The sequence below is a fragment of the Bacillus piscicola genome (assembly GCF_022458745.1).
GTDB lineage: Bacteria > Bacillota > Bacilli > Bacillales > Marinococcaceae > Alteribacillus_A > Alteribacillus_A piscicola.
On sequence record NZ_JAJJJF010000002.1, the window covers coordinates 83,649 to 96,096 of the forward strand.

The 12,448-nt window shown below is 44.4% G+C and carries 10 protein-coding genes and 1 other annotated feature; of the genes, 7 read left to right on the top strand and 3 right to left on the bottom strand.

Going from position 1 to position 12,448, the window contains the following annotated elements:
• Position 1 precedes the first annotated feature (1 nt).
• The 6 genes from LOR49_RS05120 to LOR49_RS05145 all read left to right on the top strand — a co-directional run bounded on the left by LOR49_RS05120 (position 2) and on the right by LOR49_RS05145 (position 7,203).
• Positions 2–337, top strand: coding sequence for a hypothetical protein (locus tag LOR49_RS05120; protein ID WP_240375099.1), 336 nt, complete (start codon positions 2–4; stop codon positions 335–337).
• 279 nt (positions 338–616) lie between these two features.
• The gene (locus LOR49_RS05125) at positions 617–1,987 is read left to right on the top strand and encodes an aspartate kinase (protein WP_338021125.1); all 1,371 of its coding nucleotides are present in this window, start codon (positions 617–619) and stop codon (positions 1,985–1,987) included.
• 433 nt (positions 1,988–2,420) lie between these two features.
• Positions 2,421–3,494: a pyruvate dehydrogenase (acetyl-transferring) E1 component subunit alpha gene (gene pdhA / locus LOR49_RS05130; protein WP_240375100.1), complete on the top strand. Its 1,074-nt coding sequence runs from the start codon at positions 2,421–2,423 to the stop codon at positions 3,492–3,494.
• Positions 3,491–4,516 (top strand): alpha-ketoacid dehydrogenase subunit beta, encoded by a 1,026-nt coding sequence (locus tag LOR49_RS05135; RefSeq protein ID WP_240375102.1) that lies wholly within the window; start codon positions 3,491–3,493, stop codon positions 4,514–4,516. Before pdhA ends, LOR49_RS05135 begins: the two co-directional genes overlap by 4 nt.
• 184 nt (positions 4,517–4,700) lie before the next feature.
• Positions 4,701–5,645 carry a dihydrolipoamide acetyltransferase family protein gene (locus LOR49_RS05140; RefSeq protein WP_240375104.1) on the top strand — a complete coding sequence of 315 codons (945 nt, stop codon included), beginning with the start codon at positions 4,701–4,703 and terminating at the stop codon, positions 5,643–5,645.
• A gap of 367 nt (positions 5,646–6,012) precedes the next feature.
• The gene (locus LOR49_RS05145) at positions 6,013–7,203 is read left to right on the top strand and encodes an IS256 family transposase (protein WP_240375700.1); all 1,191 of its coding nucleotides are present in this window, start codon (positions 6,013–6,015) and stop codon (positions 7,201–7,203) included.
• Between the two features lie 483 nt (positions 7,204–7,686).
• Here LOR49_RS05145 and proC read toward each other — a convergent pair whose 3' ends face one another.
• From proC to proB, 3 genes are read right to left on the bottom strand one after another with little or no spacing between them, the layout of a single operon-like run.
• Entirely contained in the window at positions 7,687–8,526 is an 840-nt protein-coding gene (gene proC / locus LOR49_RS05150; protein WP_240375106.1) for a pyrroline-5-carboxylate reductase, read from the bottom strand.
• A gap of 10 nt (positions 8,527–8,536) precedes the next feature.
• The gene (locus LOR49_RS05155; protein WP_240375701.1) at positions 8,537–9,784 is read right to left on the bottom strand and encodes a glutamate-5-semialdehyde dehydrogenase; all 1,248 of its coding nucleotides are present in this window, start codon (positions 9,782–9,784) and stop codon (positions 8,537–8,539) included.
• A 14-nt stretch (positions 9,785–9,798) separates the two neighbouring features.
• Complete coding sequence (proB, locus tag LOR49_RS05160) at positions 9,799–10,917, bottom strand: glutamate 5-kinase (protein ID WP_240375108.1); 1,119 nt, start codon at positions 10,915–10,917, stop codon at positions 9,799–9,801.
• A 143-nt stretch (positions 10,918–11,060) separates the two neighbouring features.
• Positions 11,061–11,288 (bottom strand) — a binding site (T-box leader).
• A 795-nt stretch (positions 11,289–12,083) separates the two neighbouring features.
• Between proB and LOR49_RS05165 the strand changes: the two genes are divergently transcribed.
• The gene (locus LOR49_RS05165; RefSeq protein ID WP_240375110.1) at positions 12,084–12,371 is read left to right on the top strand and encodes a YlbG family protein; all 288 of its coding nucleotides are present in this window, start codon (positions 12,084–12,086) and stop codon (positions 12,369–12,371) included.
• Positions 12,372–12,448: the final 77 nt, after the last annotated feature.

A 12,448-nucleotide genomic window follows, 5' to 3' on the forward strand; every position in this document is an offset into this window, starting at 1 on the left:
TATGAAAAATTTACTCATTGTTGGGGTTATGTTGTGTGGTGCCCTTTTCATTAGTGGATTTTTTATCCCGGTAAAAATAAGTGCTCCGCCCGATGTGCGTACAATCGTAGATCATACGAACCTTACTTACGTTACTCCGCCTTGCTTCAACGAGGCAGAATTAAGCAATTACCTACAAGAAACAAAGTATGAGCAGGCGAAAAAACTTGGGTATGAGCCAGAATCAGCTTGCACAACCAACAGTCTCACAGAAAAAGATGTCCCGGCTAATATTGCCTTGTTGAAAAAAGCGGGCTTGATAGAAACAAAGTGGGAAAAAGATAACAAGTGGAAGTAACAGATAGAAACGGTGTCTTTTTATGTGAGAGGCACCGTTCTGTTATGTTTTTGAAAATAGTAGCCTTATAGGTTTAAAAAGATAAGCACCGTTCCATACAGTGGAGGATGGGCGCAAGATTAAGAGCGATTGTATGTTGATTATCTGTTAGATGATGTTAGCTGGGTGAACCGTACTTATTGGAAGGAAAGAACCTTTGTGATGAGTTGTTTCGTATGGTAATCTAATTGTTGTGAGAATATCAGATAGAATGAAGAATAAGGTGGGAGTTGTGGAGAAGTGTTAAAAGTTGCTAAATTTGGAGGGACTTCCCTCGCTAGTGCAGATCAAATGAAGAAAGTAACAAATATTATTACATCAGACACGGACAGAAAAGTCATTGTCGTATCTGCGCCGGGGAAGCGCAGCGGTGAAGATACGAAAGTGACCGATCTTTTAATCGAGTTGGGCTCAGCTCATCTAAAAAAAGAAGAGACTGACGTTGTTCTTCAGAAAGTTATTGGCAGGTATGAAGACATTGCAACCGGGCTTGGACTTGGTTCTGAAATCGTTGAAACAATAGAAGATGACCTGCGCACCCGCCTTCTTTATGATACGGCTAACGAAGGACAGTTTATGGATCAGCTAAAAGCGAGCGGTGAAGATAACAATGCTAAGTTGTTAGCACGCTACTTGCAAAGCATGGGTTATGTAGCAGAATATGTTCACCCCCAAGAAGCCGGCTTGTTTGTCAGCGACACACCAGGAAATGCTCAAGTGCTGCCTGAATCCTACGACAATCTCTATAAATTAAGAGAGAAAAAGGGAATATTAATTTTTCCAGGATTTTTTGGCTACTCCAAAGAAGGACGCCTAGTAACGTTCCCGCGCGGCGGCTCTGATATAACTGGTTCTATATTGGCGGCGGGTATTAAAGCTGATCTATACGAAAACTTCACGGATGTCGATTCCGTGTTTGCGGCCAACCCGAATGTTGTGGATAGTCCGGTTTCGATTAAACGGATGACGTATCGTGAAATGCGTGAGTTGTCTTATGCAGGGTTTGGTGTCTTTCACGACGAAGCGCTTATCCCCGCTTTTAAAAGCAATATTCCAGTTTGCGTGAAAAACACAAACAATCCGTCAGGAAGTGGCACGATGATCATTAGCGAACGGGAGTATGTGTTGAATCCAGTAATCGGGATTGCGGCCCAAAAGGGATTTAGTACGATATATGTACGAAAATATCTGATGAACCGTGAAGTCGGTTTCGGCCGCCGTCTGTTAGAGATTATTGAAGATGAAGGTATCTCGTATGAACACATACCATCCGGGATTGATGACACCTCTGTTATATTAGAGGCTGATCAGTTGACACCGGAGAAAGAAGAGACGATTTTAAAACGTGTGAAAGAGGAATTAGATGTCGATGATGCCTATATTGAAAAAGGCTATGCGATGATTATGCTTGTTGGTGAAGGTATGCACGAGACAGTAGGAATTGCTTCGCGTGCGACAAAAGCAATTGCCGATCAAGGAATCAACATTGAAATGATTAACCAAGGATCATCGGAAGTGTCACTCTCTTTTGGAATTGACGAAGAAGACGTGGACGAGGCGATCCGTGGCCTTTATGAAGAATTTTTCAGCACAAAAGAAGTATTGCAATAAGAGATATAAATGAGAAGCCGGACAGGAATATTACCTCCTGTCCGGCCTTTTTGTGTCTCCGTAAACTTATGACGAAATAATAGTGACAGATTAAATGTCATGATATTTAACCAATGTAAAGCAATAACGCAAAAACGCGTTAATGCTTTACATTATAATATATTACAAAAGCAAATTGCTGTTTAGAAAGAAGGTTAGAAAGTGGAAGTACACGTAAAAAAATTTTCTTGATAAATGAGTAAGTTTTATAATGAAAACGTTGACATTAGCATATTACTTTAGTACATTCAAATAAAAGAAAATACATTACAAAAATTAAAAATACGTAAAATATTCGTCATTTAAGTAGGTTTATCATAAGCGGTTTCTTCAACTGGTTTTTGTGAGGTGTCAGATGAAAACGGTAATTACTCATGACGTGAGGTGAGAACCGATGGATATCGATAAACACTATTCGCTAATGCAACTCATTAATGAAAAAGGTGAATCCACAAAAGAACATGTGCCTGCTACGTTTTCAGAAGATTTAGCTAAGAGTTTTTATCATCATATGTTGCGCATGCGTACCTTTGATAGAAGTGCAAAAAATTTACAGCGTCAAGGACGGATCGGCACGTATGCTTTAATGGAAGGTCAGGAAGCCGCTCAAGTTGGTAGCGCTTTAGCATTAAGAAAGGAAGACTGGTTATTTCCAACATATCGTGATCACGGTGCTATGTTGACCTACGGGGCAGATGTTGTACGCGTTCTGTTGTACTGGAAAGGAAGAACTGAGGGAAGCTTTCATCCGGGAAAGCGGATTTTCCCGCCTGCTGTACCGATTGCCACCCAACTTCCCCATGCTGTTGGAGCCGCCTGGGCTGAGCAGCGAAAGGGTACACGCAATGCAGCAATCGCTTACTTTGGAGATGGTGCTACCTCGGAAGGTGATTTTCATGAAGGAATGAACTTTGCTTCCGTCTTTCAGACCCCTGTTGTCTTTTTCAATCAAAATAACGGATACGCGATATCTGTTCCTGTCGATAAGCAGATGAATTCCAAAACCATTGCTCAAAAAAGTGCAGCCTATGACTTGCCGGGCATACGAGTTGATGGAAATGACGTGCTGGCAGTTTACATGGAAACAAAAAAAGCATTGGAGCGGGCACGAACTGGAGGGGGGCCTACCTTAATCGAAGCTGTTACTCAGCGGTTCGGTGCGCATACGACCGCTGACGATCCATCTAAATACCGAGACCAAGCTGCACTTGAAAAGTCACGGGATAAACTAGATCCACTCCTTCGTCTCGAGCGTTGTATGAAAGGAAATGGATATTGGGATCAAGAGTGGGCCGCGAGAACTGCCGCTGACATTAAGGAAGAGATGAAAATCGCTATTGAAGCAATGGAAGCGTATCCAGATCCTCATATCGATGACTTATTTGACTACGTCTTTAAAGACTTACCGTGGCCGGTGGCAGAGCAAAAAGAAGCCTACCTTAGTTGGATGAGGAGGGAGAAAGCATGAACACTCTGTCCCCAAAAAACAACCGTATCAAACGTGAGACAAAGCGTGCGTTGACGATGGTACAAGCGGTTACGGATGCACTGGATACGATGCTCGTAGAAGATGACCGTGTCATGCTGCTCGGTGAAGACATCGGTGTGAACGGCGGGGTGTTTCGAGCAACAGACGGACTGCAGAAAAAGCACGGCAGCGGACGGGTTGTGGATACACCGCTAAGTGAAGCGGGTATAATCGGAGCCGCTGTAGGCCTTGCGGTAAATGGGATGAAACCGGTACCTGAAATTCAATTTCTTGGTTTTATTTATCCTGCATTTGAACAAATCGCCACTCACGTAACCCGTATGCGAGCGCGAACAATGGGAGAGCTTTCTGTTCCGATGGTAATTCGGGCACCGTACGGAGCTGGAGTGCGGGCGCCGGAAATACATTCTGACAGTACTGAAGTGTTTTTTACGCATATGCCAGGGTTGAAAGTCGTCTGCCCGTCATCCCCCTACGATGCGAAAGGGCTCTTAAGTGCAGCCATACAAGACCCGGACCCTGTGCTCTTTTTGGAATCGATGCGTCTGTACCGCTCGGGACGGGAAGAAGTACCGGAAGGACTCTATACGGTCGAACTTGGGAAAGGAACCAAGAGGCGAGAAGGGGGTGAGGTGACGATTGTGGCGTGGGGCGCGATGACCCGTGCAGCCGAGGAAGCAGCAAAAGAAGCTGAAAAAGAGGGGATTAGCTGTGAAGTTTTAGACATGCGCACCTTGTACCCTCTTGATAAGGAGCTCATCAGCGATTCGATCAAGAAGACAGGAAGAGTGGTTGTCGTACATGAAGCTCATGAAACGAGCGGTCTCGGTAACGATATTTTAGCAATCATAAACAAGACGAGTTTTATGTATTTGCGAGCACCTATTGAGAAAGTAACCGGCTTTGATGTCCCCGTGCCTTATTATTCGCTTGAAGATCACTATGTGCCAACACCAACGCGTATTAAAGATGCCATAAAAAAAGTATATTCATTTGAATAATTTTTTCCACCAGCGGTACTTTCTAATTTAATTAAGGAAGGGTATACCTTCAAAAACGTAATCAACATTGATTGACACGGAGCCCTAAGGGTAAAAAGATCAAAATATTACCTACAATAGTATTCCACTTTTGGAAAGGAAATACGGTAACAGTCGTCTAATGTAGGAAGTGGGAGGTGGTCCATTGCTTAACGAAGACCAACAAACTGATGCAGTGAATAAATATAACCGTGTATTAGCTGCTCCTTATACGCGGAAGATAGCACGAGATTATGGTGTTAAACTTGAAGAAGTAGCGAAAGCGATAGCCGGAGATACAGTGAGAGAAAAAGACATTTATCAGTTTCTACGTACGGAGCAGCAGGTAAGACGACCGCAACAACAGGAGATGTCTTCTCAAGAACAGCCAAAAGAAAATGAAATCAATGAAGGAGACGACCTGAAAACAATTCCCTTCACAAAAGTACGTCAGCATATTGCAAAAAAAATGACCCAGTCGCTCTATACGATTCCACACGTTACTCATTGGGAAGAAGTTGATATGTCTGCTATATCCAAACTGCGAACTCAAATGAAAAAAGATCAGATATCCATATCGGCAGCCGCTTTTTTTGTGAAAGCTACCGTAGTTGCTCTAAAAGAATTCCCGGTTTTCAACGCTGTACTAGATGAAGAAGAGGAAGTCATTCATTTAAAAACTGAATATCATATTGGCCTTGCGGTTGACACAAAAAAGGGCTTGATGGTACCTGTTTTAAAACATGCGGATCAGAAATCTTTGTCTACTATTCATAGAGAAATGAAGGAATTAAACGCAAAAACGAAAGACGGAAAACTGACTCCCCGTGATTTATCAGGGAGCACAATGACAATTAGCAATGTCGGCCCTCTTGGTAGCACAGGTGCTACGCCAATTATAAACTACCCGGAAACTGCGCTCGTTTCTTTTCATCAAACGAAAAAGCGAGCCGTTGTAACAGAAGAAGACGAGATCGTCATACGACCAATGATGAACCTGTCAATGTCATTTGATCATCGTGTTGCAGATGGCGGAACAGCGGTTGCATTTACGAACCGGCTAAAAGAATTACTAGAAAATCCAACCGAGTTGTGGCAGATTCTCGTATAGGTAGCCGTTCCTGTTCGTATGGTGCCGCGTCAACACATTTCCTCGAAATAACAACTCATAACGCTCGAATGGCGTCGCGAAAATTAGATAGTCTAGGAATAGCGATGTGATAGTGTTTGAATGGCGCCCTGAAAATGACTGAGCACTGAGATAACAACGCCTTAGCTCTTGTGTGGCGTCGTGAACATACGCTAGTTCGGAAATAACGACGTCATAGCCCAAGTATGAGGTCACGAAAAGGCAGCACAACCGAAATAGAAGCATCATAGCGCGGATTGTGTCCTTATAATTGTGTAAAAGAGAAAGGTCATCATCAGACCGTGTTATAATGTCTTTGCCGAAACAAAAAAACACGGAGGTGCTGATGATGACCCAACTCAATATTACACTAAACTTGGATGATCTGAAAGACAAAGTAGAAAGTAGTTCTCTCGAATCACCTGTGAAAGCAGCCTTAACAATTTTGTTGAATTCGATGATGGAGAAAGAACGAGATGAGTATATTAATGCGCTGTCACACGAGCGAACCGAGGAACGGCGGGGGTATCGCAATGGCTATTATGAACGCGAATTGATTTCAGGAGCCGGTTCGTTGCGACTAAAGGTTCCGCGTACGCGGGACGGAGAATTCTCCACCACCGTCTTTCAGCGGTATAAACGCTGCGAACAGGCCCTGATCGTATCGATGATGGAAATGGTCGTCAACGGGGTATCAACGCGAAAGGTCACCAAAATTGTGGAGGAACTCTGCGGAAAAAGTGTATCGAAATCGCTTGTCTCTGACCTAATGAAATCCTTGGATCCGGTCGTGCAGGAATGGAAAGACCGCCCTTTACATGTGTTTTACTATCCATATATTTACGTGGATGCCATGTACATCAAGGTGCGGGAACATCATAAAGTGGTGTCGAAAGCGGTTCATATCGCCTGCGGGGTGAATCAAAAAGGCGACCGGGAAATCATCGGACTACAGATTACGCACGGAGAATCAGAGGAAAGCTGGGTTACTTTTTTCGATTACTTGAAATCACGCGGACTCAGTTCTCCTAAAATGGTGATTTCGGATGCTCACACCGGGCTCGTATCCGCTATTAAAAAGAAATTCGTCGGAACCTCCTGGCAACGGTGCTGCGTGCATCTTCTCCGAAATATGATAGAGGTCATGCCGAAGAAAGGGACTGAAAAAGCTCGTCAAGAGCTGCGAGCCATTTTTAAAGCGACAGACCTTCCTTCAGCACGGCAGCTAAAAAACCAATTCATGACCAAATACGAGGATCAAAAAGGCTTCTCTAAAGTGATTCAGAAATTGGATGATGGGTTTGACGACGCCACCCAGTTCTATGCTCATGACTTCAAGCATTACGTGCATCTGCGTACTACCAATGTGATCGAACGGGCCAACGAGGAACTGCGACGAAGAGAAAAAGTGATTCGTATTTTCCCTCACGACCAATCCGCTATCCGCATTCTTGGCTCTGTCCTCATGGATATGGAAGAACGCTGGAAGAAACAAAATCGTCCTTATTTGGGAGGCTTGGAAACCACATCGAATGAATGAGTGGGAGACGTATTTCACCTTGACTTGGAGCCTCTGCGGGCATGAATTCTAGCCAGGAAGCCAGGTTATGAAACAACCTGGCTAACCATTCCAGGCTATCATGCCCGCCCCTCCAAATAAAGGCGAAATAGATTTCCGTTCTCTCTTTTTTATTGGAACCACACCGGCAAAACATTATAACACTTTTACACAATATTATGGACTTGACTCATAGCGCGTCTGTGACGCCACGAAAACACAGTAAAACGGACACAGAGATGTCTTAGGTATTCGAATGGCGCCATAAAAAAGCACAATCACTAAGATTACAACCCCATCGTTCTACCTCTTAATATTTTCTTAATTTGTATGAATGTCTAATGTATTTTACACAATCAAAAACGAACGTTCAGTCCTAATGCTGAGCGTTCGTTTTTGTACAAATTATAACCAGGTCAACAAAACGTGACGTTCTGTCGCAAGGATTAACATGACTAGCTCCCTTTATCGAGATAGTGAACTTTTAGAAGATTCACCGAGTTCAGCAGAGCGTTTCATTGCTGCTTTCATGCTGTCTTTAAAATGTTCGGCGACATTGTTTTCTCTTAGCACCCGAAAAGCAGCTTCGGTTGCACCGTTTGGACTCATAATTTCATCATAAAGTTCATGCGTTTCTTTATCTGTCTCCCGAAGTTGTTTGACCGCACCTGCGATTGTTTCAATAATCAGCTCTTTTGACTCTGCATCGGGTAGGCCGACTTCGGCTGCAGCATCTTCCATTGCCTCTACGAAATAATAAAAATACGCTGGCCCACTTCCGGAAATGCCGGTTACTCGGTCCATCATCGATTCATCCAGAACTGTCACGGTTCCTACAGCAGAAAAAAGGGCGGATGCCGTTTCCATATCATATTCACTGGCATAACGTCCCGCACAGATGACGGTAGCAGAAGCGCCTACTTTGGCGGATGTATTCGGCATTGTACGGACAACGGCTGGTTCATTGCCGAATAACTCTTCAATGAAGGATGAAGAAGTTCCGGCAAGGACAGAGATTAAAAGATGGTCTTCTCGTGTGTATGTTTTTAAGTCGGCCGCTGCCTTTTCTATATGCTGCGGCTTCATAGCTAAAACAACAACATCAGCTGCATTCATCGCCTCTTCATTAGAGGTCGTTGTCTTTACGTTATATTGTTCTTCTAAATTTTTTAGCTTATCGTGATTAGATTTATTCGTTAATATAATATTCTCCGCGTCAACAAGTTTGTTGGTGATTAAGCCGGCAAAGATCGATTCTGCCATTGAACCGGCACCAATAAAGGCAATTTTTTTGTTTTCCAGCATACTACTCCTCCTATTCTTTTATTTGTCCGTTACCGGATACAACATATTTGTATGATGTTAATGCTTCCAATCCCATCGGCCCACGGGCGTGGAGTTTCTGGGTGCTGATGCCGATTTCAGCGCCGAACCCGAATTCAAAACCGTCGGTAAAGCGAGTAGACGCATTGTGATACAAGGCTGCTGCATCAAGGTGGCTGAGAAACATTTCTTTATTAGCTGTCGATTCGGTCACGATCGACTCTGAATGTCCAGTTCCGTATTGCTTAATGTGGGCGATCGCTGTTTTTGTATCGGGAACTGTTTTTATGGCAACAGTTAAATCGAGATATTCTTCTTCCCAATCGGCTGCTACTGCTTTTTTCACATTGGCGTGGAGGGCTTGAATCGTCTCATCCCCGCGGATTTCTACTCCTTTTTCCAAGAGGGCTGCTACTAATTCCTCGCCGTTCTCCCGTACCCATGCTTCATGAAGAATAATGGTTTCAGCCGCATTACATACAGAAGGCCGCTGTGTTTTAGCATTTACGGCAATAGAGATTCCCATTTCTTTATTGGCTGTTTCGTCAATATAGACATGACAGTTACCGACCCCAGTCTCGAGAACTGGAATGGAGGAGTTTTTTACGACTGCTTGAATGAGCCCCGCTCCTCCCCGTGGGATAAGTACATCTAAATATTGGTTCATCGTGAACATCTCAGAAGCTGCTTCCCGTGATGTATCTTCGGCAAGCTGCAAGGCATCGGTCGTGATCCCTTTCTTTTTAAGGGCTTTATGAATCGATGCAACAATCGCCCGATTGGAATAGTATGCAGATGAACTTCCGCGTAAAAATACGGCATTGCCGGTTTTTAAACATAAGGCTGCGGCATCGGCGGTAACATTAGGACGTGCTTCATATATAATGCCCGCTACACCAAGTGGTACGCGTACTTTTTCAATTTGGAGTCCATTTGGGCGCTCCCAGCTTTCCATCACTTGACCAATCGGGTCGCTAAGAGAAGCGATTTGCTGGAAACCTTCCGCCATATCTTCAATTCTGGCAGCTGAAAGACGCAGACGATCCAGCAAGGCTACAGAAAGGCCGTTTTTTTCACCGGCTTCCATGTCTTTTTCATTTTCAGCGAGAATCATTTCTGTGTCCTCAAGCAGTTGTTCGTGCATCACAAGCAGGAGATTGTTTTTTTCCTCGGTAGAGAGGAGGGCCACTTGCTCTGCACCCCTTTTTACTTTCTGCCCTTGTGTGAGCATCGTACTCATCGTTTTACTCATTGTTATACCCTCTCCTTTTCAATATGAACCCATTCATCACGGTGAATGACTTCGGGGCGTGTCGTTCTCGTGTATGCTGCTGCTTCGGCAGTCGATTTTCCTTTGATTTTTTCTAATTCGGCAGCACTCATGTTTACTTGGCCTTTACCGAGCAATAGTCCTTGTTCATCTTTTACTTCTACGACAGCTCCTTGCTCAAAACGGCCGGTGACTTTTACAATCCCTGCAGGCAGAAGGCTTTTTCCTTTATGGAGCAGGGCCTTTTTGGCACCACTATCAATATGAAGTTCGCCGGCAGGGAGGGAATGGAGGGCAAGCCATTGTTTTTTATTCGTCAGTATTTCATGGCCGCTAAACCCGATATACGTGCCGTTGCCTTTACCGGAAAGAATATCCAGTAAACAATTTTCATCGGCGGCTGTACCGATAAAGACACGGAGTCCAAGGGACAGAGCTGTTTTGGAAGCGTCCAGTTTGGAGCGCATTCCACCGGTTCCGACGTTGGTTCCCGCCTCTCCCGCTTGTTCATACAAGAGGGGTGGTATCTCTGATAAAAATTGATAACGTTTTGCTTCTGGGTTTGTTTTTGGATTATCATCATAAATACCATCGATATCCGTGAGGATGAACAGGCTGTCGGCATGAATTAAGCCGCCGACAAGTGCCGATAACATATCATTGTCACCAAACGTCAACTCATCTACTGCAATGGAGTCATTCTCATTAATGATGGGGAGAACGCCGCGCCGGAGCAGCTCTGACAAGGTGGCGTATGCATTTTGATATTGTTGTTTATTAGCAAAGTTACTGCGCGTGAGTAGAATCTGGCCTGTTTCGATGCCGTACTTGTTAAATGCTTCTGTATATGCTTGCATTAACAGTCCTTGCCCGACAGCTGCTGCCGCCTGCTTTCCAGCAAGGGTCACGGGGCGTGACGGATATTTCAACCCTGAAAAACCGGCAGCTACCGCTCCGGAAGAAATCAAAATTACTTGGTGCCCGGCTTCACGAAGTCTGGCAATCGCAGCAGTGTACTGGGTTAATTTTTCCCGGCTAAGTTCGCCGCCTGGGTTCGTTAAGGAACTGCTTCCGATTTTAACGACGATTCGTTCTTTTTTCATGTCATCACCTTATAAGTTCCCTATAATCGTTCGTTCCTCTAGTGTTGTGCCAGCACTCTCATTTCTATTATGATCGCGGCTCTAGAGGGGTTTTACATGCCAAAGCACTTGTACCTTCTTACAAAAAACCTCTTCTGTCCTTAAAAAAGGACGGAAGAGGTTCATTTCCGCGGTACCACCTTTACTTGGATACACGCCATTCGAGGTCGTGATCCCGCTTTACTCCTTTAACGCAGGAGAACGGTAGGAATTCATCGTTCCAACAGCTCCAGGGCAGGTTCAAAGGGGGCTCTCCGCACAATCTTGCAGCCACGGATTGTGCTCTCTAAAAGGCGCCGATCCATTCTACTAATCCCTATCGTTGCTTTTTTAAACATAGTTCTTATCTATATCATATTATGTGAGAAATTGTTAGCGTTTGTCAAGCTAGACAGTGGGTGTATTATTTTTTGCGTAATAATATTATGTAAACAAAAACGTTTTTTTCATACAACCCTATCCCTACCAGATGTTCCAGACAAATTCGTATGTATAAAATATTGCTCGATAATTTCAAAAGAAAATTGCTATTTGTGGACTGAAAAGAGCGTCGGGCGGCGACTCCAGCGGGAAAAGCATAAAGGAACTTCTGCTAAAACCGCACACGTCGGGAAGGGAACTTCTACTAAGAACGCAAACGTCCTGTTTGCAACGTAGAAGTCAGTACGTCCTGTACAAGTGAACGCAGAAGCCACCGCATCCTGCGACGCACAGGAGGTGCTAGGGCCGCCGTTCCCACAGGACGTGGGGAACTTAGGCGGCTTCCTTAGATCCCGCAGTGAGCGGTTAAAGGGAGGCAACCTAAATTCGCGAGCGTCTGTCGCAACGGTTGCATGACCAACATCCTGTAGGCCCGAGGAAGCTGAAGCGTTGCCCGCGGCTAAGAAGACACAGTGAGAACGAGCGTGAGCGAAGTTTCGAACTGATGTCGTGCTTGTGCCTGAAGGTGAAAGCGTCCGCCCAGAGCGATTGGAAGTCGTGTAGATGTGTAAAAACAAAGTGTTGCAAGTATTGTTCTCATAACCATTTAGAGAGAAACTTGACACATACGACAAATTCCTGCTATTTGCCGGGTCACTTTCTTCGTGCTAAACTAAATAGGAGTTACGCTGAAAGGAGAATGGGCAATGTCAGAAGCACGGATTGGGATAGCGGTTTGGCTGAATGCGATGAAACAAGCGCGGCAGCTTCGCAAATATGGAACCGTCCATTATATATCCAAAAAAATGAACTACGCCATTCTTTACTGCGCACAGTCGGAGGTAGAAGAAGTGAAAGAGAAGTTGCAAGCACTTCCGTTTGTTACCAAAGTGGAACTTTCCATGAAACCAAAGCTGCGGACAACTTTCAGTGGCCGTCTTCATCCTCGCGAAACAGAAGAACGAAAAACGTTTAATTACAATATGGGTTTATAAGGAACTGTCCGTCTCAAAATGAGAGGACGGTTTTTTGTGTTGGTGTATAGTAAAAAAATAAGCAATTATTTTGTTCA

What these genes read in the sequence shown, in the direction of transcription:
- LOR49_RS05165 (WP_240375110.1), top strand. Translation starts at nt 12,084, where the DNA reads ATGTCAGAAGCACGGATTGGGATAGCGGTTTGGCTGAATGCGATGAAA.
- LOR49_RS05120 (WP_240375099.1), top strand. Translation starts at nt 2, where the DNA reads ATGAAAAATTTACTCATTGTTGGGGTTATGTTGTGTGGTGCCCTTTTC.
- proC (WP_240375106.1), bottom strand. Translation starts at nt 8,526, where the DNA reads ATGCTGGAAAACAAAAAAATTGCCTTTATTGGTGCCGGTTCAATGGCA.
- LOR49_RS05135 (WP_240375102.1), top strand. Translation starts at nt 3,491, where the DNA reads ATGAACACTCTGTCCCCAAAAAACAACCGTATCAAACGTGAGACAAAG.
- pdhA (WP_240375100.1), top strand. Translation starts at nt 2,421, where the DNA reads ATGGATATCGATAAACACTATTCGCTAATGCAACTCATTAATGAAAAA.
- LOR49_RS05145 (WP_240375700.1), top strand. Translation starts at nt 6,013, where the DNA reads ATGACCCAACTCAATATTACACTAAACTTGGATGATCTGAAAGACAAA.
- LOR49_RS05155 (WP_240375701.1), bottom strand. Translation starts at nt 9,784, where the DNA reads ATGAGTACGATGCTCACACAAGGGCAGAAAGTAAAAAGGGGTGCAGAG.
- proB (WP_240375108.1), bottom strand. Translation starts at nt 10,917, where the DNA reads ATGAAAAAAGAACGAATCGTCGTTAAAATCGGAAGCAGTTCCTTAACG.